At 50.9% G+C, this 21,472-nt stretch carries 18 protein-coding genes and 3 tRNA genes; 3 read left to right on the forward strand and 18 right to left on the reverse strand.

Translation table 11 applies throughout. From position 1 onward, the window contains the following. Window positions 1–50: 50 nt before the first annotated feature. The 15 genes from B3Z23_RS04100 to trxA all read right to left on the reverse strand — a co-directional run bounded on the left by B3Z23_RS04100 (window position 51) and on the right by trxA (window position 13,492). A tRNA-Leu gene (locus tag B3Z23_RS04100) sits at window positions 51–137 on the reverse strand. Window positions 138–152: 15 nt separating this feature from the next. Next, window positions 153–228: transfer RNA gene (locus B3Z23_RS04105), tRNA-His, on the reverse strand. A gap of 87 nt (window positions 229–315) precedes the next feature. Further along, window positions 316–392: transfer RNA gene (locus B3Z23_RS04110), tRNA-Arg, on the reverse strand. 149 nt (window positions 393–541) lie between these two features. Beyond that, entirely contained in the window at window positions 542–1,282 is a 741-nt protein-coding gene (gene wecG, locus B3Z23_RS04115) for a lipopolysaccharide N-acetylmannosaminouronosyltransferase (RefSeq protein WP_294901842.1), read from the reverse strand. A gap of 20 nt (window positions 1,283–1,302) precedes the next feature. Beyond that, a complete protein-coding gene (gene wzyE, locus B3Z23_RS04120; RefSeq protein ID WP_294901852.1) occupies window positions 1,303–2,661 on the reverse strand; it encodes an ECA oligosaccharide polymerase in 1,359 nt (452 codons plus the stop codon). Continuing rightward, window positions 2,658–3,740, reverse strand: coding sequence for a TDP-N-acetylfucosamine:lipid II N-acetylfucosaminyltransferase (locus B3Z23_RS04125; RefSeq protein WP_294901853.1), 1,083 nt, complete (start codon window positions 3,738–3,740; stop codon window positions 2,658–2,660). Before B3Z23_RS04125 ends, wzyE begins: the two co-directional genes overlap by 4 nt. Continuing rightward, window positions 3,737–4,984 (reverse strand): lipid III flippase WzxE, encoded by a 1,248-nt coding sequence (gene wzxE, locus B3Z23_RS04130; RefSeq protein WP_294901855.1) that lies wholly within the window; start codon window positions 4,982–4,984, stop codon window positions 3,737–3,739. The genes B3Z23_RS04125 and wzxE overlap by 4 nt, the downstream gene beginning before the upstream one ends. Next, entirely contained in the window at window positions 4,984–6,114 is a 1,131-nt protein-coding gene (gene rffA, locus B3Z23_RS04135; protein ID WP_294901858.1) for a dTDP-4-amino-4,6-dideoxygalactose transaminase, read from the reverse strand. The genes wzxE and rffA overlap by 1 nt, the downstream gene beginning before the upstream one ends. After that, window positions 6,101–6,808 carry a dTDP-4-amino-4,6-dideoxy-D-galactose acyltransferase gene (gene rffC, locus B3Z23_RS04140; protein WP_294901860.1) on the reverse strand — a complete coding sequence of 236 codons (708 nt, stop codon included), beginning with the start codon at window positions 6,806–6,808 and terminating at the stop codon, window positions 6,101–6,103. Before rffC ends, rffA begins: the two co-directional genes overlap by 14 nt. A gap of 48 nt (window positions 6,809–6,856) precedes the next feature. Then, the gene (wecC, locus tag B3Z23_RS04145) at window positions 6,857–8,116 is read right to left on the reverse strand and encodes a UDP-N-acetyl-D-mannosamine dehydrogenase (RefSeq protein ID WP_294901862.1); all 1,260 of its coding nucleotides are present in this window, start codon (window positions 8,114–8,116) and stop codon (window positions 6,857–6,859) included. After that, window positions 8,113–9,243 carry a non-hydrolyzing UDP-N-acetylglucosamine 2-epimerase gene (wecB, locus tag B3Z23_RS04150; RefSeq protein WP_294901864.1) on the reverse strand — a complete coding sequence of 377 codons (1,131 nt, stop codon included), beginning with the start codon at window positions 9,241–9,243 and terminating at the stop codon, window positions 8,113–8,115. The genes wecC and wecB overlap by 4 nt, the downstream gene beginning before the upstream one ends. A gap of 47 nt (window positions 9,244–9,290) precedes the next feature. Next, window positions 9,291–10,181: a Wzz/FepE/Etk N-terminal domain-containing protein gene (locus B3Z23_RS04155; protein WP_294901866.1), complete on the reverse strand. Its 891-nt coding sequence runs from the start codon at window positions 10,179–10,181 to the stop codon at window positions 9,291–9,293. 34 nt (window positions 10,182–10,215) lie between these two features. Next, window positions 10,216–11,301, reverse strand: a complete 1,086-nt coding sequence (gene wecA / locus B3Z23_RS04160; RefSeq protein WP_294901868.1) for a UDP-N-acetylglucosamine--undecaprenyl-phosphate N-acetylglucosaminephosphotransferase — start codon at window positions 11,299–11,301, stop codon at window positions 10,216–10,218. Between the two features lie 259 nt (window positions 11,302–11,560). Beyond that, window positions 11,561–12,820, reverse strand: a complete 1,260-nt coding sequence (rho, locus tag B3Z23_RS04165; protein WP_038015767.1) for a transcription termination factor Rho — start codon at window positions 12,818–12,820, stop codon at window positions 11,561–11,563. Between the two features lie 339 nt (window positions 12,821–13,159). Further along, complete coding sequence (gene trxA / locus B3Z23_RS04170) at window positions 13,160–13,492, reverse strand: thioredoxin TrxA (protein ID WP_038015458.1); 333 nt, start codon at window positions 13,490–13,492, stop codon at window positions 13,160–13,162. A 117-nt stretch (window positions 13,493–13,609) separates the two neighbouring features. On the opposite strand from trxA, the gene rhlB reads away from it, so the two are divergent. Beyond that, window positions 13,610–14,899 carry an ATP-dependent RNA helicase RhlB gene (gene rhlB, locus B3Z23_RS04175; protein ID WP_294901871.1) on the forward strand — a complete coding sequence of 430 codons (1,290 nt, stop codon included), beginning with the start codon at window positions 13,610–13,612 and terminating at the stop codon, window positions 14,897–14,899. Window positions 14,900–14,906: 7 nt separating this feature from the next. Beyond that, window positions 14,907–16,391, forward strand: coding sequence for a guanosine-5'-triphosphate,3'-diphosphate diphosphatase (gene gppA, locus B3Z23_RS04180; RefSeq protein WP_294901873.1), 1,485 nt, complete (start codon window positions 14,907–14,909; stop codon window positions 16,389–16,391). Window positions 16,392–16,429: 38 nt separating this feature from the next. Here the strand turns inward: gppA and rep are convergent, their stop codons facing one another. Next, on the reverse strand, window positions 16,430–18,457 hold the full coding sequence (rep, locus tag B3Z23_RS04185; protein WP_294901875.1) for a DNA helicase Rep: 2,028 nt from the start codon (window positions 18,455–18,457) through the stop codon (window positions 16,430–16,432). Between the two features lie 82 nt (window positions 18,458–18,539). On the opposite strand from rep, the gene ppiC reads away from it, so the two are divergent. Next, complete coding sequence (gene ppiC / locus B3Z23_RS04190; RefSeq protein ID WP_294901876.1) at window positions 18,540–18,821, forward strand: peptidylprolyl isomerase PpiC; 282 nt, start codon at window positions 18,540–18,542, stop codon at window positions 18,819–18,821. A gap of 40 nt (window positions 18,822–18,861) precedes the next feature. Here ppiC and B3Z23_RS04195 read toward each other — a convergent pair whose 3' ends face one another. Together B3Z23_RS04195 and B3Z23_RS04200 are read right to left on the reverse strand one after the other, a co-directional pair. Continuing rightward, a complete protein-coding gene (locus tag B3Z23_RS04195) occupies window positions 18,862–20,331 on the reverse strand; it encodes a M16 family metallopeptidase (RefSeq protein ID WP_294901878.1) in 1,470 nt (489 codons plus the stop codon). Window positions 20,332–20,701: 370 nt separating this feature from the next. Beyond that, window positions 20,702–21,328, reverse strand: a complete 627-nt coding sequence (locus B3Z23_RS04200; RefSeq protein ID WP_294901880.1) for a TetR/AcrR family transcriptional regulator — start codon at window positions 21,326–21,328, stop codon at window positions 20,702–20,704. Window positions 21,329–21,472 lie beyond the last annotated feature (144 nt).

Here is a 21,472-nt window from a genome sequence, read left to right on the forward strand (position 1 = left end):
ACCAAGCTGCGCTACTCGCCGAAATACTGCTTACCTCTGCATTTTTTACCTGGTGCGAAGAGAGGGACTTGAACCCTCACGTCCGTTAAGACACTAACACCTGAAGCTAGCGCGTCTACCAATTCCGCCACCTTCGCATATCCGGCAAAAAATGGGGTGGCTAATGGGACTCGAACCCACGACAACTGGAATCACAATCCAGGGCTCTACCAACTGAGCTATAGCCACCATATTTTTCTTACTGCTTACAACGTAGCTAAAAACACCTTTACTACTCTCGCGGTAAATCACCGCAGCTCTTACGCTAACCAAAAATGGTGCGCCCGACAGGATTCGAACCTGAGACCTCTGCCTCCGGAGGGCAGCGCTCTATCCAGCTGAGCTACGGGCGCTTAGCGCCGTTGCGGATGCGGATATTACGGGGTTGAGCTAATCCTGTCTAGTGCTTTTTTAATAAAATTATTCATTTGCTTATCGTTTGCGCAGTTTGACTGAAGATCCAGCATACTGAGCAACTTTTACACCGGAATAATCTCCGTCACTACAAATCGCCACGCCAGTGGTACTTTTGATAACGCAGCAATTGCCACTGCCGTCGCCAGCGTGAGGGTTGTTTTATCAGGCGATATAGCCACTCCAGACCCAGTTGCTGCCAGATTGCCGGAGCCCGCTTTACAACACCACAGAAAACATCGTAAGTCCCTCCGACCCCCATATACAAGGCATCGGGATATACCGCCCGGCAACGACGAATAAATAACTCCTGCCGCGGTGACCCCATCGCTACCGTGACAATTTTAGCGCCACTTTCTGCAATATTCTGAATAACAGCCTCTGTCTGCTGCTCAGTAAAATAACCATCCTGGCTGCCAGCAATGTTAAGCGGCCAAAGCCGGTGTAATTTATCGCAGGTTTGTCTTAACACTTCCGGCTTTCCACCGAGCAGATACACCGGTATCTGCCGTTCTGCGGCCTGCTGAATGAGTTCCTGCCACAAATCGACTCCGGCAACTCTCTGGATATCACTGCCTGGATACTTTTTTCTGACTGAACGGACGATACTGATCCCGTCAGCATAGTTAAATTCGGCCTCAGACAGAATGTCCCGAAGTAACGGATCTTTTTCGGCCGAGAGTATCTTTTCCGCATTTATCGCTACCAGCATCCCTCTGCGGGGCTTATCCGGCAGCAACAGGAAATCAGCAAACTGTTTCACTGAACGGAATCCATAAAGCGACACCCCCCGAATCCGGTACGGAGGGGAACCAGGGTATTTTTTCATCACTTTCCACAATCCAGCGGTTATTGATTTTTAAAGGTTAATAATGTGTCTGTCACTGAGGGTTCACGTTGCCGAATAACACCCACACTGTCCAGCAACCAGAACAGCACTTTAGCCATCACCAGGCAGAACAGAAAAATAACACTAAAGAACACAATTCTGGACCCGAAGGCATCCAGCCCTTCCCGTGCCAGAACTATCAGGTTGAAAATAGCGCCAAAACAAAAACTGTTAAGTACGGCAGCAGTGTAACGATTGGACTCTTGCATCGCGCGGCGATAAATATAATCGAAGCCCCGGATGATGAATCCCACCAGCACCGCCCCGGGTATCAGCAGCCATGCCCCCCCCATCACCACCAGCGAACCAATCAGTGTCGGTGAAATCGCCAGCCCGGAATGGTTATGCAACACATCCCAGGTAAAGTAATTAGCACTATTCAGCACCTCAGAAGGGCGTCCAGGCCACAGCCAGGAGGGAATAAATACATAGAAATCCCGCCACATAGGCGCCAGCCCCTGGAACTCAATGCGGTGATAATGACTCAACAGCAGGGCAAGGTTTTCCCACGGAGAAAAAGTATCGCGCGTGAGATACAAAAAAGTATGGAACGCCTCATCGCCGGAGACCTGCAGGTTATAACGGCGCAATGCCAGCCAGAACATCCCCAGTACCGAAAGCACACCCGCCGATACCAGCATGGTCAGATTAATCCAGCCCCGGGTAATACCAATAAACAAAAACAGAGCGAACGCGATAATAATATTGGCCCGGGTACCGCCAACGATTAGATAAGTCAGCAATCCAAAACTGACCGTATAACCCAGGAAAATTAACCAGTTTTTACGGGTCGGTTTGAGGAAATAGACAATTAACATTGCCGGGATAAAGAAGTAGAAAAACCGCTTCAGTGCCACTCCGGAAACCTGGCTGGAAAATATCTGGCTATAGGAACTTAACCGAAACAACAGGAACCCGTTATGCATAAAGAATACACCGACGGTACCAATAGCAATCAGCGCCAGCAGGCTGCAAAAAATCAGAGTCTCAACCCTGTTCATACTGAATAACGGGGGGGCGGTGGCGACTGCCGGGCGGCGAAATTTAAGCTTATAACTCAGATAATAAACTCCGTAGAAACCGGTCGCCGACAACAGCGCAGCCAGTAAATATTCGGGGGCAACTACCGGAGTATCAAAACAGAACACCAACAGACAGGTCAGCGGAAAGCCGAAATAAAAGGTCAGTAAAAACAGTAGGGTAAAGAAAAGATGGAAGTTAAACCGTTCCCGGCGGAACTCTTTCCCTGCCAGCACCAGTACAAAGGCCAGGCAACAGAGGTAGACGACCGAGAGACCGGACAGCTGTAATAAATTCATGACGCTACCTCCTGTTCCAGCTGTGACAGCATCTGCTGCCATCCTTCCAGATACCCCGGTGCAAGAAACGCGATGGCTGTTTTATCGCAACCGGCCAGCTGACGCCGGGCTTCGTCAATTGCCGCCGCCGTCAGGTCATCTCCGCGGAATAATACCGGCAGTTGCTGTTCGGTCAAATCCTGCCAGAACGGATTGTCACGGCTGACCACAAACGGAATATTTTTCTCAATCAACAGACAAAGAGTACCAATTCCCTGCTGGCGTTTAAAAATAAAATAGCCTAACCGGCAGCTATCCAGTAACGCCAGATAAGCCGGAAAATCCAGAGTATCGGTGAGCAATGTCACCTGACCGTCAGGAAAATAGTGTTCCGCCACGGACCTGACCCGGGCAATATAGGCCTCATTACCCGTCGGATACCCCATAGGCACGATGACCCGTATCTGCTGACCGAACTGCTGCCGGATATCGGCCAGTGCTTCTGCATGACGGTTGGTCGGGTCTCCTGAATTTCCCAGTAAAATGGTCAGTGGTAGCTCATTTTCCTTCAGTGCGACTTGCGGGGAAAATGATGGCATACGGGCTGGAAAATAGAGCAATGAAGCCGGTACCGAAGTCACACGCTGACGGAAATGACTGATATCTCCCCTGGTCGCCCAGACACTGGCTATCCGCTTGTGGGCCATACGGCGTAACAGATAAAACAGACGAAAACGTAGTTGCCGGGAATCCTCATACAAATCAGCCCCCCAGATATGCCAGTGTAACTGATGGCGGCCAATGTTACGGCTGACTAAAGCCAGCCACAGCCAGGGATTAAACTGACCATGGCAGAAAAATTGTTGTTGCCGGTTGTTCGCCAGCCTCACCACGGCCTTTGCCAGGCTTTTTTTATCGGGGAATACCTGCACATCCAGCGCAGTAAACTCCGCAACTGACTGAGCATCCTGAGCGACCACCATAAATTTTCGGCGACTCGCGGTGGGTATCTGCACCGACAACTGCTGGTCAAAGAAACGCAGTACCGTCAGGTTATGATGCGGAATATCCGATCCGAGCAGATGAATTAAGCTTGTCATTTTCGGTACCAATACATAAACACCGCCCCACAGAGGGCAAAATAGAGCATATAAGTCAGACAATAGGCCTGCACTGCCCCGCTAACACCGTGCACTGGAATCAGCCAGCTGGCACTGGCAAGCAGCAACACAAACTGGCTCAGCTCGGTGAGCAAATAAAAACGTAAAGAGGCTTTGGCAATCACCAGGTAACCAAATACGTAAGCACCGACCTTAAAAAAGTCACCGGTCAGTTGCCAGATAAACAGATCGCGCATTGCGGCGAACTTCGCAGTAAATAGCAGCCAGATAGCAACATCCCGCAAAAACCAGACCAGTAATGCCACACCAGCGACCACCGGCATGACAAATCGCAATGCGCGAAAAATCACGCGCCCGGTCGCCTGTTTATCACTTTGTTTAGCCAGAGTCGGCAACAGCCAGACACTAAAGGTCGCGGTAATAAATTGCAGCCAGGCATCTGAGATGCTACTTACCCCCTGCCACAATCCCACCTGTTGCCAGCCCGCATGTGCTGCCAGCAGGTTACGCATAATAATCCACGCCACCGGAAGAGTGATGGCAGTCATCAGTGACATCAGTGTATACCTGAATAACAAAGCAGCCAGCCGGGAGTCCCAATGCGGAATAAACCAGCGCCATTGCAGGGTCGTACCTGACTTAAGCAGAGCAATCGCTGGTAACAGGCTGATAGCCGGCACCAGAGCGATTCCGGCCAGTGCCCCGGAGTAGCCCCCCGCCAGCCAACAGAGCAGATACCCTGCCACACCGAGCAGGCTGCCTCCGGCAACGACCAGAGCATTGGCCCGCGCATTTCGGTACCCCTTAAGCTGTGCCTGCAGCAAGTTAGCCCATGCAATACCCGCTTGCAGGAAAGCCACTATCCGAATCACCTGCCGGTAGTGGTCGCTGCCAAACAGTAGCTCGCTGATTGGTTCCGCCGCCAGGCTAAATACCACGCACAGCAGAAGTGAAGAACCAATAATAATGGACGAAGATGTCGCGGTCAGAGCCTGCAGTCTGACGGGCTGATCCTGATATTCAGCCACATAACGTGTCACTCCGTTAAATATCCCTGCGCCGGCCAGCACGCCCAGCACCGTCACCATTTGGCGAAAGTTACCCGCCAGACCTATCCCCTCCGGGCCATAACTGACAGCCAGCAGCTTAACGACCAGCAGCCCGGCCAGGATTTTGATAAGCGTCGAAAATGAGGTCCAGACGGAGGCTTTTGCCAGCGACATTAGTGCAGAAAACTCATCAGGGAACTAATAACCGTTTTCTGATTATTATCAGACAGATTATAAAACAGCGGTAAACGCAGCAGTCGTTCACTTTCTACAGTGGTAAAACGGTCCGGACCATGAAAACGCCCGTACTGTTGCCCGGCAGGGGAACTGTGCAGCGGAATATAATGGAATACCGCTAAAATATCGGCTTCTTTCATCCAGTCAATTAAACGGGTACGGACGGAGTTATCTGCCAGCCGGATATAAAACATATGAGCATTGTGGTTACAGTTTTCAGGCACCGATGGCAGTAGCAGTCTTCCCTGCTGCTCAAGCGGTAATAATGCCTGGTAATACTGTTCCCAGAGTGTCAGGCGCCGCTGATTAATCTGTTCAGCAGCTTCCAGTTGGGCCCACAGGTAAGCCGCCTGCAAATCAGACATCAGATAGCTGGAACCCATATCACGCCAGGTATACTTATCGGTCTGTCCACGGAAAAACTGGCTACGGTTAGTGCCCTTCTCACGGATAATTTCCGCTCTGGCAACCAGCGATACATCATTGATCAGAGTCGCACCACCTTCCCCGCCGGCAGTATAGTTTTTAGTTTCGTGAAAGCTGAAACAACCGATATGACCGATGGTCCCCAATGGCCTGCCTTTGTAGGAAGACATCACTGCCTGTGCTGCGTCCTCTATCAGATACAGATGGTGCTTTTCACACAGGCTGACAATACTGTCCATCTCACAGGCGACCCCGGCATAATGCACCACCACCACTGCACGGGTCTTTGCAGTTATCGCCGCTTCAATCAGGGTCTCATCAATATTCAGCGTATCCGGGCGGATATCAACAAAGACCACTTTCGCCCCGCGCAGCACAAAAGCATTAGCCGTGGAGACAAAGGTGTAACTTGGCATGATCACTTCATCGCCGGGTACAATATCAATCAGTAATGCGGCCATCTCCAGCGACGCGGTGCAGGACGGGGTCAACAGCACCTTATGGCTGCCAAAACGCTGCTCCATCCATTGCTGGCAGCGGCGGGTGAAACCACCGTCGCCACTCAGCTTGCCACTGGACATCGCCGACTGCATATATTCTATTTCGCTGCCGGTGACCGGAGGTGAATTAAAGGGAATCATCTGTTTTCCTGTATAGCCAATAGGCAGTATTTTCCAGCCGTGCACCACTACGCAGATAGAGACGCATTGCCACCACGTTACTCAACTGAGTGGTAATATGCAGATGCCGGAGACGTCTGACTCTGCCCCAGTCGGCAGCGGCATACAACAGTCGCTGACCAATACCTTTTCCCCTGGCTTCCGGGACCACCGCCAGCAATCCGATACGTGCATCTTCACCAGTTTCCCGGACCGACACAAATCCCTGCAACTCTCCGCCGGCTCCAAAAGCCACCAGACACTGGTCATCGAATCGTCCGTTAACAGCGTTCTCTACCCATTGAGCATAAAACCGCTGGCAATCGGCACTACTGAACCATGGGGCACGGAAACGACTTTGCGTAAACGCTTGTGAGGCTACCTGGCGTAATTCCGGGATCTGGCCTTCACGGGCAATACGGATGCCAGGCTGACGTTCGGTTTGTAAAATAGCCAGAACCAGACCCGCTTCCCCCTCTGCCAACTGGAAACCCAGCTGATTAGCAATCGCCAGCCCGGAATGATCTTCTGCCGCGATTCTGGCCTGCAGCAAGCGATAGTGATTTAATTCCCCGACCTGTAACGATTGACTACCGCCCGGGATCAGGCGGCCGATAGGATAACCAAAAAACTCTGATTCCCAATCGAGCGGCATAACACTGCCATTTATTTGCATTTCAGCCTCCGATAACTGCCCTTCAGCCTTCACTGCCCCGTTCCCGCGTTATTTCCACAGACCGCGGGTATCAACTACCCGGCGTCCGGCCAAACGTTGCGGGTCAATCGTTTTGAATTGTCGGTGATCAACCAGCAAGACGAGAATATCTGCCTGTTGCAGGGCAGTTTCACTGTCGGCCAGTGTAACCTCATCTGCCAGTGAAGATGGCAACTGCGTAATATTCGGCTCTACGGCTAACACCTGACCCTGGTGCCACCGGCTAATCATCTGTACCACATTCAGCGCCGGACTTTCGCGTAAATCATCAATATCTGCTTTAAAAGCCAGTCCAAAACAGGCAATGGTAATCTCAGAGGCACGTTGTGATGTTGCGTTGAGGCAATCAGCCAACTGCTGCTTTACCTGATCCATCACCCAGCCAGGCTTACTGTCATTAACCTCGCGCGCCGTGCGTATCAACCGGCTCTGCTGTGGATTCTGAGCCACAATAAACCAGGGATCGACAGCAATACAATGACCCCCGACGCCAGGGCCTGGCTGCAGGATATTCACCCGTGGATGACGGTTTGCCAGGGCAATCAGTTGCCATACATTGATCTGCTGTTCATGACAAATCATCGACAGTTCGTTAGCAAAAGCAATATTGACATCCCGAAAGCTATTCTCAGTCAGTTTACACATTTCGGCAGTACGGTCATCGGTGACGATGCAATCCCCGCGAACAAACAGTTGATATAACTGACGAGCCCTGGCGGAACATGCGGGAGTCATGCCTCCAATAACACGGTCATTGTTGACCAGTTCACTCATTATTTTGCCGGGCAATACCCGTTCCGGGCAATAAGCAATATGAATATCTGGCTGTTCGCTATGCTGCGGGAACATCAGGTCCGGGCGAAGAACTGCCAGCCAATCCGCCATCTGACCGGTCGTTCCCACCGGACAGGTAGACTCGAGTATGACCAGATCTCCTTTCTTCAGGACCCCGGCAACAGACTCTGCCGCAGCACGAACATAACTTAACTCGGGCTGATATTCAGAGCGAAATGGCGTAGGTACCGCAATCAGGAACGCATCGGCCGGTTGTGGGGTAGTCGATGCCCGTAAATATCCTCCGGCCACCGCTTCTGCCACTTTCTGAGCCAGACAGGGTTCCACAATATGTATTTCGCCGCGGTTAATAATATCCACAGTCTGTGGATTAACATCGACGCCAACGACACTAGTTTTCTCAGAGGCAAGCACTGCTGCTGTTGGCAGGCCGATATAGCCCAGACCGACAACAGAAATTGTCTTAAAACTCATAAATGTACTCTGTGCTGTTTTAATATCTTTATAATTTCCCGACAGGCCTGCCCGTCCCCGTAAGGGTTATGGGCCCGGCTCATCTGCCGCCAGGCATCGGAGTGCTGTAATAATCGCGAAGCTTCCGCGACGATTTTGTCGCTGTCCGTTCCGACTAACCGTACGGTTCCGGCATCCACCGCCTCCGGACGCTCAGTAGTGTCACGCATTACCAGCACCGGAATCCCTAATGCCGGAGCTTCCTCCTGTATTCCGCCGGAATCCGTCAGAATCAGGTGGGCTTTATTCATCAGCCAGACAAAAGGCAGGTATTCCTGGGGTTCAATAAGATAAATATTGCTGACCCCACTGAGTATCCGCTTTACCGGGGTATGGACATTCGGATTAAGGTGTACCGGATAGACGATTTGCACCTGAGGGTGGCGAGCAGCAAGTTCTGCCAGAGCACCGCAGATACGTTCAAATCCTCCACCAAAGCTTTCACGCCGATGACCGGTAACAAGGATCATAGGCCGCCCGGTTTCAAGAAACGGATAACTCGCCGCCAGTTGCTGGCTGAGTACCTTATCCTGGCAGATTTTATCCCTGACCCACAGCAATGCATCAATCACTGTATTCCCGGTCACAAAGATCTGTTGCGCGGCGATATTTTCCCGCAACAAATTTTGTCGCGAGCGTTCCGTAGGCGCAAAGTGGAAGCGAGCAAGATGCCCGGCAACCTTCCGGTTCCCCTCTTCCGGCCATGGCGACAGCAGATTGCCGGTTCGCAAACCTGCTTCCACATGTCCGATAGTGATTCGCTGATAGTAGGCCGCCAGACTGACCGCCATCGTCGTGGTGGTATCACCATGCACCAGCACAATATCCGGACGAAAGTCTGAAAGAACCTGTTGCATCCCTTGCAGTATACGGCAGGTCAGTGCCGTCAGATCCTGCCCGGGCCGCATAATATCTAAATCAAAATCGGGTTGCAGACTAAATAATCTCAGGACCTGATCGAGCATTTCCCGGTGTTGCGCTGTTACACACAACCGCGCATTAATCTCGTTATCCGCGGCCAGCGCGCGGACCAGAGGGGCCATTTTTATCGCTTCGGGGCGCGTGCCAAAGACCGTTAATACTTTCACACAGGATTCCTTATTTTCCGGATATCTGTCTGCTGACATATGATCACTTACCGGCGAGCAATGGCGATAACCGCCCCGATAAATACTCCTGTCATTCCCCACAGTGCCATTAATAGTAACAAACGCGGACTTTCCGGGCTCACCGGGGGTTCCGGTGAACGCAGGTAGCGCCATGTCTGAATATCATCAGACAACGCCGGTGCCGGTCTCAGGTTTTCCAGTAACGCTTTATTCTGCAGATAACCTGAAGCAAGGGCAGCCCCTCCCTTATCAGAGCCCCCGTCGCTGTCAGCAGCCTGACTCTGTAAAGCATCCACGGCGACCTTCTGCCTGATAAGCTCAGTCTGACGTAACTGCCAGGCATTCCGCCACTCTTCACTGAGGTTACTGTTCAGACTGCGGATAGCCCGCTGACTGGCAAACTGTACATACTGGCTAAGTAACCGGGCCGAATCCGCAGCATTATCTGCCAGCAAGATCAGTGTATCTCGGGTGCCGCGGACCGGCTCAGCGGCCTGTAAGCGGATATTGCCGATAAGCTTGTTAAGGATTACCGCACGCTGAGCTTCATGACCAGTAAGTTGCCGACGAAAATACTGTGACTGTAGCCAGAAATCCCGGCGACTGTCCCAGGACGATAGTTGTAATAAAAACTCCTGATAAGCTTCATCAGTCACGGATGAGGCCGCAGGGGGAGGCGCATTACTGTCTTCCAGAGTCGCGAGTAGCTGACGCTGAGTGTAATAAGGCGCTATCTGGCTGACCGAAGGATGATCGACAATCGCTGTGGCACTCCACACCTGAGTCGCCCATTGCGCATAGCCAAAGGCTAACAATAATCCGGCTGCCGCCAGACCAATGATCCATCCTTTTCCCCGCCACAACCGACTGACCAGGAGTGGAACGTTTAATTCATTTTCCACAGAGGGAGACTCCATAACGGGTAGATCCTTATCGCAATAGAAACCGGGGTTAAATCTGATTTTCGCGGGCATGGCGGAAATTATACCAGCGGCGTTTAATTCTGCGGACCAGACGGACTACCCGCCACGCATGTTTAAGGCAATAACCGTAGACTGAAAATGCAACCAAAAACAGCAGCATCATGATCCATTCTGGTATCCAGGACACACACTCGCCAATGACCCCGATAGCCGCCAGCAATGCAGCGGAAAGGGTAATCAGTACGAAGGCCTGACGGGAAGTAAAACCGGCCCGCATGATCAGATGATGAATATGCTGGCGATCGGCAGAAAACGGGCTCATTCCTTTATGCAGCCGCCGGTACATAATCGCCACCATGTCCATCAGTGGGATAGCAATAATCCATAGCGCCGTCACCGGGCGAAGGTCATGATTCTCTCCCTGGGTAGTTTGCAGTAACAACCAGATGACCGTAAAACCGATCATGGTACTGCCGGCATCGCCCATAAACACTTTATAGCGGTGACCCAGGAGACCCAGATTGAGTAAAATATAGGGAAGAGTAGCGGCTATCATCGCAAAGCACCAGAACGCCAGGCTCAGTTGCCCTTTCAGATAAAGAAGGATACCTAAAGCACAGAAGCTGACAGAAGACAGTCCACCGAGTAAACCGTCGATGCCATCCACCATGTTGAAAGCATTAATAGCTGCCCAGACCGCAAACAAGGTCAAAAGATAACCGAAAGGTCCGACATTCAGTTCAACGGGCCCCAGTATATAGCCAAAACTGACCAGATAATGGTTAGCGCCGGATATCATCACAATGGCGACAAACGCCTGAACAACCGCGCGCAACTTCACACTGATATCGTAGCGATCATCCAGTGCCCCCACCAGAACCAGGACTCCGGAGCAACACAGGTACAGAACCACATGCGGCTGATAGCTACTGGTCAGGATCAGTGCAAAACAAATACCGGCAAATACCGAAATACCACCGACCAGAGGCACTGCACCCTGATGACGTTTTCGGGAGTCCGGTTTATCCATCAAACCAACTTTTTGGGCTATTTTGCGGGCAAAGAACAAAAAGACCAGCGAAAACAGGAAAGTTAGTCCAAGTTCAGTACTCATATTGAGTAAATTCACATTCCACGCTCTCAGTCAGAAAACTCACTAAGGAAATCGGTTCTTAAGTTTTTATCCTGATTCAGGTGGTGAGTTCTGTGCTACCCGCGTGGTTCCGTGTTAATAGTATTATCTGCATGTGTAATTCCTTCACAAAGTCCCTTGTCCCTGATAATGCTATAGCCTGAACAACAAAAACGCCACGTAATCACGTGGCGTTTTGCTACTTTCAAAAAATTCCTAATTCGGTGTGATGCACTCTCGGTTACGAGCGTTTCATCATATCGAAGAATTCTTCGTTAGTTTTCGTCATCGCCAGCTTGTTAATCAGGAATTCCATGGCATCAATCTCACCCATCGGGTGGATAATTTTACGCAGAATCCACATTTTCTGCAGTTCTTCCGGCGTTGTCAGCAACTCTTCTTTACGTGTTCCTGAACGATTATAGTCGATGGCAGGGAAAACACGTTTTTCAGCGATTTTACGTGACAGATGCAGTTCCATGTTGCCGGTACCTTTAAACTCTTCATAGATAACTTCATCCATTTTAGAGCCAGTATCCACCAGTGCAGTGGCGATAATGGTCAGGCTTCCGCCCTCTTCCACATTACGTGCCGCACCAAAGAAACGCTTAGGACGATGCAGGGCATTAGCATCCACACCCCCGGTCAGTACCTTACCTGAAGCCGGAACCACGGTATTATAGGCACGAGCCAGACGGGTAATAGAGTCCAGCAGGATGATGACATCTTTTTTGTGCTCGACCAAACGCTTGGCCTTTTCGATCACCATTTCGGCAACCTGTACGTGACGGGAAGCAGGTTCGTCAAAGGTTGAAGCAACGACTTCACCTTTTACCAGACGCTGCATCTCGGTAACTTCTTCAGGACGTTCGTCAATCAGCAGTACCATCAGCTCGCAATCAGGGTAATTATACGCAAGGCTCTGAGCGATGTTCTGCAGCAGCATGGTTTTACCGGCTTTCGGCGGTGCAACAATCAGGCCACGCTGACCACGACCAATGGGTGATGCCAGGTCCAGAACGCGGGCAGTAATATCTTCTGTCGACCCATTACCACGCTCCATCCGCAGGCGGTTATTGGCATGCAGAGGGGTAAGGTTTTCAAACAGGATTTTATTACGGGCGTTTTCGGGCTTGTCGTAGTTGACTTCGTTGACTTTCAGCAGGGCAAAATAGCGTTCGCCTTCTTTTGGCGGACGAATTTTTCCGGCGATGGTGTCACCTGTGCGCAGGTTGAAACGACGAATCTGGCTGGGTGAGACATAAATATCATCCGGGCCTGCCAGGTAGGAGCTGTCGGCTGAACGGAGGAAACCAAATCCATCCTGTAATATCTCCAGCACACCATCACCAAAGATGTCTTCGCCACTCTTTGCATGCTGCTTAAGGATGGCAAAAATAATGTCCTGTTTGCGCATACGCGCGAGGTTTTCCAACCCCATATTTTCGCCGAGAGTAATCAGCTCAGACACCGGCGTATTTTTTAGTTCGGTAAGATTCATAGTGATGGGTTCTTGACTCGGGGTGTTACTCGAAATGTTAGTCATGAGTGGTATGGCTAAAATCCATGCCTGTAAATAGAAACATACTAATTCTGAACTCGACAATGGAGTCGTTATTAAACAGCGACAGACTATGACGAGACGGCCTTGATGCGACGTGGTGGTAAACCACCGGATTGTTAATCCATCTAAATGGAAACACAGACTGGCTTAACAAAGGAAATCTTAGATTCTGACTACTGGTAAGAGCGTAATGCAGTGGGGATAACTTAGCACGACAAAATGCAGACGTCCAGTGATAGCACAAAAATAAACCACCACTGGCGTCCGGGGGCATCATTAGCCCAGGTTAGCGTTCAGGAACTCTTTCAGCTGACCTTTAGATAAAGCACCCACTTTAGTGGCCGCGACTTCGCCATCTTTAAACAACAGCAGGGTCGGAATACCACGGATGCCATACTTAGGCGCAGTGCCCGGGTTGTCATCAATATTCAGTTTCGCGACTGTGAGTTTGCCCTGATACTCTTCGGCAACTTCATCCAGAATTGGCGCGATCATTTTGCAAGGGCCGCACCATTCAGCCCAGAAATCTACCAGTGTCACACCGTCAGCTTTCAGGACGTCGGTTTCGAAACTGTTGTCGGTCAAGTGAACGATTTTATCGCTGCTCATATTTTGCTCCACAGAATTATGCCTGGCGAATTGGCGTATAATGAATCAACGTTAGTTGACTTTATTTCATTGGATACGCTTTCGTAAAGCGACATTAAGCTGATATTCTACCACACTATGAGCAAAACACACTTAACAGAAAAGAAGTTTTCCGACTTCGCCCTGCACCCTAAGGTAGTTGAAGCCCTTGATAATAAAGGATTTCAGTACTGTACACCGATTCAGGCATTAGCACTGCCTTATACCCTTTCAGGGCATGATATCGCGGGTCAGGCGCAAACCGGTACGGGCAAAACGATGGCGTTCCTGACGTCAACGTTCCATTATTTGCTGTCTCATCCGGTGGCTGAAGGCCACAAAGTGAATCAGCCTCGGGCATTAATTATGGCTCCCACCCGCGAACTGGCGGTGCAGATCCATGCTGATGCCGAGCCTTTGGCAGATAACACCGGGTTGCGACTCGGCCTGGCCTATGGCGGAGATGGCTATGATAAGCAACTGAAAGTCCTTGAACAGGGTGTAGATATTCTGATTGGCACCACCGGACGGTTGATCGATTACGCCAAACAGAACTACATCGACCTGAGCGCCATTCAGGTGGTGGTGCTGGATGAAGCCGATCGTATGTTCGACCTGGGCTTTATCAAAGATATCCGTTGGTTGTTCCGCCGTATGCCTGCGGCGAATCAGCGACTGAACATGCTGTTCTCTGCCACCCTGTCATGGCGGGTACGGGAACTGGCATTTGAGCATATGAATAACGCAGAATATGTCGAAGTTGAACCTGAACAGAAAACAGGTCACCGCATAAAAGAAGAGCTGTTCTACCCTTCTAACGAAGAGAAGATGCGCTTACTGCAATCCCTGGTAGAAGAAGAGTGGCCAGACCGTGCGATTATTTTCGCCAATACCAAACATCGTTGTGAAGATGTCTGGGGACATCTGGCTGCAGACGGCCATCGTGTCGGCCTGTTAACCGGTGATGTACCACAGAAAAAGCGCCTGCGGATTCTGGAAGACTTTACTAAAGGTCAGCTGGACATTCTGGTGGCTACCGATGTCGCAGCCCGGGGGTTACACATTCCGGAAGTGACCCATGTGTTTAACTACGATTTACCGGATGATCGTGAAGATTACGTACACCGGATTGGTCGTACCGGCAGAGCGGGTGCCAGTGGACACTCTATCAGCCTGGCATGTGAAGAATATGCACTGAATTTACCGGCCATTGAGGAATATATCGGCCACAGTATTCCGGTAAGTAAATACAACAGTGACGCTTTATTGACGGATTTGCCTGCACCTAAACGTCTGGCTCGTCGCCCGGCGACCAATAACCGCAGGGGCAACAATAATAACCGTCGTAGTGGGCCTCCACGTAACAATAACCGTAAACGTTCAGGTTAAACCAGCTATGCAGAACGCATCATCACTTTATGCTGCTATTGATTTAGGTTCTAACAGCTTTCATATGCTGGTGGTGCGTGAAATCTCCGGAAGCATCCAGACTGTTGCCCGAATCAAACGTAAAGTACGGCTGGCGACCGGGCTGAGTCAGGATAATCATCTGTCTGACGAGGCTATGACCCGCGGCTGGCAATGTTTGCGTCTGTTTGCGGAACAACTTCAGGATATCCCTGCCAGTCAGATTCGGGTGGTCGCTACTGCAACCTTACGTCTGGCGACCAATGCGCAGCAGTTTCTTTCAACCGCTGAAAACATTCTGGGATGCCCTGTTGAAGTCATTAGTGGTGAGGAAGAGGCACGACTGATTTATCAGGGTGTCGCTCATACCACCGGAGGCTCTGATCAGCGTCTGGTGGTGGATATTGGTGGTGGCAGTACCGAATTAGTCACCGGTTCCGGGGCAGAAACCACGGCATTATTTAGCCTGTCCATGGGGTGTGTCACCTGGCTCGAACGTTACTTCACCGACCGTTATCTGACCCGCGAAAATTTTGAACAGGCGGAGCTGGCGGCAAGAGAAAAAATCCGTCAGATAGCCCCGGTTCTGCGTGAGAAGGGCTGGGAAATTTGTGTCGGCGCATCAGGAACCGTTCAGGCATTGCAGGAAATTATGGTAGCTCAGGGGATGGATGAACAGATCACCCTTAGCAAACTCCGGCAACTGAAACAACGCGCCATCCAGTGTGGCAAGCTCGAAGAGCTGGAAATTGAAGGGCTGACTCTCGAACGCGCCTTGGTGTTCCCCAGTGGCTTATCTATTCTGATCGCTATCTTTCATGAATTACAGATTGACAGCATGACCCTGGCGGGCGGAGCATTACGTGAAGGGCTGGTCTACGGCATGTTGAATCTGCCTGTCGACAAAGATATTCGCACCCGGACATTACATAATGTCCAGCGCCGTTTTGCTATTGACGGGGAACAGGCTCTCCGTGTGCAGCAACTGGCGGATGTTTTTTTCCGTCAGGTCAGCCAAAGCTGGAAGCTGGATGCCCGCTGCCGTGAATTACTGCTGAGTGCCTGCGCTATCCATGAAATTGGCCTGAGTGTGGATCATCGTCAGGCTTCTCACCATGCTGCCTATCTGGTTCGTTCTCTTGATTTACCGGGCTTTACCCCCGCACAGAAAAAACTGATATCTTCTCTGTTACAAAACCAACAGGGCAGTATCGACCTGGCACTATTAACCCAGCAAAATGCTCTGCCTCCGCGCCTGGCTGAACGTATCTGCCGTTTACTGCGGCTGGCCATTATTTTCTCCAGCCGTCGCCGGGATGATACTTTACCGGCCCTCAGGCTACAGGCCAGCGACGAGGCGATGCATCTGACGCTACCCACAGGCTGGCTGGAAGCTCACCCGTTACGGGCTGAATTCCTGGAGCAGGAGTGCCACTATCAGAGTTATGTTCACTGGCTGCTGACTCTCGGCTGATAACAGACACCGGCCGCTACCTCTGCGGCCGGCGACATTCACCCGCTCTGTTTCTTCGACTTTTCCAGCATAGCCCGCAATCCGGCCACCCGACTCTGGCTGTTAATCATCCGCTCTTCACTGCTTACCTTCTTGCGGTCACCTTCCCAGACCAGATCATCCTGTGGCAGTTCCAGTAAGAATCGGCTCGGCTCAGGACGTACCTGCTCGCCATATTGCCGCCGTTCACGACACAGAGTAAACGTCAGCTCTTTCTGAGCCCGCGTGATCCCGACATAGGCCAGGCGCCGCTCCTCTTCAATATTATTTTCATCAATACTGCTCTGGTGAGGTAATAACCCCTCTTCCATTCCAACCAGATAGACATAGGGAAACTCCAGCCCCTTTGAGGCGTGCAGGGTCATCAATTGCACCTGGTCCTGATCATCTTCGCTCTCTCCCCGTTCCATCATGTCACGCAGGGTAAAGCGCGTTACCACCTGTGTCAGTGTCATCGGCTCGTCCAGCTCATTCCCTTCGAGCATTTCGGTCATCCACTGGAATAATGTATTCACGTTTTTCATTCGCATCTCAGCGGCTTTTGGACTGGCAGAGTTCTCAAATAACCAACTTTCGTAACTGATACCGTGGATAAGGTCCCTGACTGCGGCAACCGGTTCGCGTTCGCTGAGGGTAATCACTGAATTCAGCCAGTGAGTAAATCGTTGCAGATGCTCGAGACTTCTCGCCGGCAGACGCTCCGCCAGCCCCAGGTCAAAACTGGCATGGAACAGGCTTTTATTACGAATGGAGGCCCACTCACCCAGCTTTTGCAGCGTCGCCGGACCAATTTCGCGACGCGGTGTATTCACTATTCTCAGGAAGGCGCTGTCATCTTCCTGATTTGTCAGAACCCGCAGGTAAGCCAGGATATCTTTAATCTCCGGACGGGAGAAAAATGAGGTTCCCCCGGAAATCCGGTAAGGAATACGGTTCTGCATCAGCAATTTTTCGAATACCCGTGACTGATGATTTCCCCGATAGAGAATCGCATAGTCCCTGTAATTCGTTTTCTGGATAAAGTGATGGGCAATCAGCTCACCGGTAACCCGTTCCGCTTCATGATCTTCATTGTTCGCGGTGATCACCTTAAGCAAACTACCTTCACCCAGTTCTGAAAATAATTTCTTTTCAAATACATGCGGATTATTGGCAATCAGGATATTGGCGGACTTCAAAATTCGCTGCGAGGATCGATAATTCTGTTCCAGTTTGATCACTTCCAGCGCCGGGAAATCCCGGCTCAACAGCACCAGGTTTTGCGGTCGTGCACCCCGCCATGAGTAGATTGACTGATCATCGTCACCCACTACCGTAAACCGGGCCCGCGAACCAACCAGAAGTTTTACCAGCTGATACTGACTGGTGTTGGTGTCCTGATATTCATCGACCAACAGATAACGGATGCGCTGCTGCCAGCGTTCCCTGACCTCTTCATTGCGCTGTAGCAACAAGGTCGGCAATAAAATCAGATCGTCGAAATCCAGCACATTGCAGGAACGCAGATGTTGATCATAGAGCTGATAACAGTGAGCAAACACATTATCCTGTGCCGATTTCGCTAAACCCGCTGCACCCTCCGGCAATACCAGATCATTCTTCCAGTTAGATATCGCAGAAATCAGGTTCTGTAACAGGCTCTTATCTTCTTCCAGCCATGGCTTTGTCAATTCTTTCAGCAACGCCATCTGGTCCTGATCATCAAACAGAGAAAAGTTGGATTTCATGCCCAATGCGGCATATTCGCGTTTAATGATTTCCAGCCCCAGTGTATGGAAAGTCGAAATCAGCAGTCCTCGGGCTTCTTTACGGCCTAAAGTCTGCGCGACACGCTCTTTCATTTCCCTGGAAGCTTTGTTGGTAAAAGTCACCGCTGCGATATGCCGGGCCTGGTAACCACAGGCTCGTATCAGGTGAGCTATTTTGTTAGTGATGACCCGGGTCTTACCGGAGCCGGCACCTGCCAGCACCAGACAAGGACCGGTAACATACTCAACGGCATGTTGCTGACTAGGGTTTAAACGCATAAAAAAAATCGCTCTGTCGATAACTGAAAGGATGGTATATAAAGCGGCAAGTATACACATCTCAGACTGCCGGAGCAGAAATATGGCTAAAACAGCCGCCGCACTTCATATTCTGGTCAAAGAAGAAACTCAGGCGAAGGAATTAATGCTTCGTCTGCAAAAAGGGGCCAGTTTTCAGCAACTGGCAAAAAAATATTCCACCTGCCCTTCCGGACGAAAAGGTGGTGAACTGGGAGAATTCAGGCGCGGCCAGATGGTCCCGGCCTTTGATAAAGCAGTCTTTTCCTGTCCGTTACTGACCCCATATGGTCCGGTAAAAACCAGCTTCGGGTACCATATTATCAAAGTCCTGTGGCGTAACTGAGTCCCTACCCTTACGCCACAGACCTGCCCTGATTCTGCCGTTACTGATTTGCTGCCGGTGCCGACGATGGGGTTTCGCCACTACCTGTGGGAGGATTTAGAATTCCGTCAAAGCGTGTTTTCAGGCTGTTGACCGGGATTTCTGCCTCACCCTGTGGCTGAATCAGCACCATACTTAACGGCTGTGACAGTTGCAGATGCAGCTCGTGATTCAGCGCTTCCAGGGTTAACCCTCCCAGGAAAGCCTGCCGTAAACGCTGGTACTGTTCCGGTGATATATCGACCACCGCATTCTGCTGTGAACGCAGACGTTGTGACATCAGTATTTGCGTTCCGGTTCGCGCATAGGTGGCAAAGAGCGTATTCAGTTCCGTTAGTTTTCTGGCCATCAGGCTATCGAACTCACTCTGAGTCAGACCCTTATTCCTCAGGTTTGCAAAATCTGTTGCCACTTTGTCTACCTGACCAGGCATGTTCTCCGCAGAAGTATCAACGTTCAGGCCACACTGAGCCCGCTGGTAAAATACGCGACAATCCAGACCAAAGCGGGTATCGGTATTCGTCGTTGCCGGCTCAGCAGGTTGCAGGTGCCAGTACAGCACTTCACGGGCCAGGTCTCCCAACCAGTATTGTTGCAAAGAATGAGAGTCCGTGATCGGTGACCATGGCATATCCCAAATCAGCGATAACCGGTCTCCGACTCCCTGATTATCCACCAGATTGACCGCCTTATCAGTTAACGGAGGTAACACGGCCACCGAAGGTGGAGTATTGCGCTTTCCGGTAAGTGACGAAAAAGTTTTGCCTATCTGTTCCGATAACGCCCGGGTATCTACATTTCCGACCACATACAGTGTCATGGCATCCGGGGTATACCATTTATGGTAAAAGCTATTTAACTGCGCAACATCCACCGGAACGGCACTGCTGGCCTGTGGATCATGGGCCAGCAGTGCCGACCCTTTCAGGCGATAACGCCACCAGACATCCCCGGGATTGGCAGGCCAGCTGGCCGTAGGATCAGAAGCATTCAGTGCGGCATTGACCATTTGCGGGTTAATCACCATGCTGCCGGCAGTACCCGCCAACCATTGTAATGCCTCTTTGAGTAAATCCGGGCGATTGGCAGGCAGGCTCAGGTTGTACTGAGTAAAATCATAGGACGTCACTGCCGGCGCTAAGTTACTATTTTGATCGATACTTTGCCGCCATAACTTTCTCTGCGTGGCGGCATTAATGGCTGTGTTATGAACCAGCGCCAGCCGGGTCAGCAGATGGCTGTAACCCGTCTGTAATGCACTTTCGTTCAGTGATCCACTCTCGACCACTAACCGTAATTCAATGCTGTCTGTCGGACGCTGGGGTGTTGATAGCACCTGCCAGCTGAAACCATTTTTGAGTTTCCCCTGTTGCCAGGCAGGATCTGGCTGAAGGGCCTCAGCGTGCAACGTAAAACTGGCTACGGCGAAGAAAGCCCCGCCCACCCAGTGCATAAATTTGGTGCCCTGCATGTGAACCCCTACATTCAAAAGGTGAAAAAGATAATTTTCACTGGCATTTCATTGCCATACATACATTCCCGGTGTTTCTGAATACTGTTTTGATAGAGCATCGTTTTTTTGACCACAGAAAAAACCGGATGTCGCGCGACAATGTAAAAAAACATTCAGAAAATTTCGGGCTTTATTATCCAAAAGTCAGGCACTGCGGCAAGGAAAAAGCGAAAAATATCGGAATTATTCAGGGAAATAGCATGATTAAAGAAAAACGCGCTGCCAACGTCGGCAGAATGACGGGAAAGCTCCCGGTTTTCACAGAACAGTGACGGCACAAAAAGTATCATCCCTGCCCGTCAGTTTCACGGGCAAGGCAACTACGCAGCTATTCCGACACCTTATCCGTCAGTCTCGCGGCATCCCACAGTGTCAGTATTTGTTCAATCGCCTGCTCTATACTCTGCTTAGGGGCATTATCGCGGGCCAGAGTGGAAATCCCCAACATAAAGCTGTCAAACACGGTGGCTAGTGCCCGGGTCGCGGGGGTATTTTGCAGTTCACCACTGCGGATTCCCCGGTCAATACAGAACTGAATACCGTCCCGTGTTCTCTGGCGAGAAGCCGTCAGAGGTGCCAGTATCGCCCTGTCCTGTTCAGCAATACAGGACATTACCCCCAGAGCGACCATACACCCCCGTGGATGACCTTCCTCATATTGCATCCGCAATGATCCCCTGAATGCATTTTCCAGGGCCAAACGTGGTGCCAGACTTTCATCCCAGAGCGTTTCGGTGACCTGCGCATGGGTTTGCAAATAGCACTCTACCGCTTCACGGAACAGAGCCTCTTTCGAACCAAAAGCCGCATAAAAGCTGGGAGCGGTAATCCCGCCTCCGATGGCCGCTTTCAGCTGAGAAAGCGATGTGGCGTCATAGCCATTCTGCCAGAACAGATGCATGGCACTGATCACCGCTTGCTGTCTGTCGAATTGTCTTGGTCGTCCGGCTTTCATGGTTCCCCCTTATATTAATTAAATACTAATCGATACATATTTATTTGACAACCTGAGGCCGGGCATTTAATTATATATCAACCGGTACATAATCAATTTCCGGCGTATGGCAGCTACTGACTCAGGTCGGAACCCTGCTTTTCT

Source organism: Tatumella sp. UBA2305 (assembly GCF_002345795.1).
Taxonomy (GTDB): Bacteria; Pseudomonadota; Gammaproteobacteria; order Enterobacterales; family Enterobacteriaceae; genus Tatumella; species Tatumella morbirosei.

What these genes read in the sequence shown, in the direction of transcription:
- wecG (WP_294901842.1), bottom strand. Translation starts at nt 1,282, where the DNA reads ATGAAAAAATACCCTGGTTCCCCTCCGTACCGGATTCGGGGGGTGTCG.
- wzyE (WP_294901852.1), bottom strand. Translation starts at nt 2,661, where the DNA reads ATGAATTTATTACAGCTGTCCGGTCTCTCGGTCGTCTACCTCTGTTGC.
- B3Z23_RS04125 (WP_294901853.1), bottom strand. Translation starts at nt 3,740, where the DNA reads ATGACAAGCTTAATTCATCTGCTCGGATCGGATATTCCGCATCATAAC.
- wzxE (WP_294901855.1), bottom strand. Translation starts at nt 4,984, where the DNA reads ATGTCGCTGGCAAAAGCCTCCGTCTGGACCTCATTTTCGACGCTTATC.
- rffA (WP_294901858.1), bottom strand. Translation starts at nt 6,114, where the DNA reads ATGATTCCCTTTAATTCACCTCCGGTCACCGGCAGCGAAATAGAATAT.
- rffC (WP_294901860.1), bottom strand. Translation starts at nt 6,808, where the DNA reads ATGCAAATAAATGGCAGTGTTATGCCGCTCGATTGGGAATCAGAGTTT.
- wecC (WP_294901862.1), bottom strand. Translation starts at nt 8,116, where the DNA reads ATGAGTTTTAAGACAATTTCTGTTGTCGGTCTGGGCTATATCGGCCTG.
- B3Z23_RS04155 (WP_294901866.1), bottom strand. Translation starts at nt 10,181, where the DNA reads ATGGAGTCTCCCTCTGTGGAAAATGAATTAAACGTTCCACTCCTGGTC.
- wecA (WP_294901868.1), bottom strand. Translation starts at nt 11,301, where the DNA reads ATGAGTACTGAACTTGGACTAACTTTCCTGTTTTCGCTGGTCTTTTTG.
- rho (WP_038015767.1), bottom strand. Translation starts at nt 12,820, where the DNA reads ATGAATCTTACCGAACTAAAAAATACGCCGGTGTCTGAGCTGATTACT.
- trxA (WP_038015458.1), bottom strand. Translation starts at nt 13,492, where the DNA reads ATGAGCAGCGATAAAATCGTTCACTTGACCGACAACAGTTTCGAAACC.
- rhlB (WP_294901871.1), top strand. Translation starts at nt 13,610, where the DNA reads ATGAGCAAAACACACTTAACAGAAAAGAAGTTTTCCGACTTCGCCCTG.
- gppA (WP_294901873.1), top strand. Translation starts at nt 14,907, where the DNA reads ATGCAGAACGCATCATCACTTTATGCTGCTATTGATTTAGGTTCTAAC.
- rep (WP_294901875.1), bottom strand. Translation starts at nt 18,457, where the DNA reads ATGCGTTTAAACCCTAGTCAGCAACATGCCGTTGAGTATGTTACCGGT.
- ppiC (WP_294901876.1), top strand. Translation starts at nt 18,540, where the DNA reads ATGGCTAAAACAGCCGCCGCACTTCATATTCTGGTCAAAGAAGAAACT.
- B3Z23_RS04195 (WP_294901878.1), bottom strand. Translation starts at nt 20,331, where the DNA reads ATGCAGGGCACCAAATTTATGCACTGGGTGGGCGGGGCTTTCTTCGCC.
- B3Z23_RS04200 (WP_294901880.1), bottom strand. Translation starts at nt 21,328, where the DNA reads ATGAAAGCCGGACGACCAAGACAATTCGACAGACAGCAAGCGGTGATC.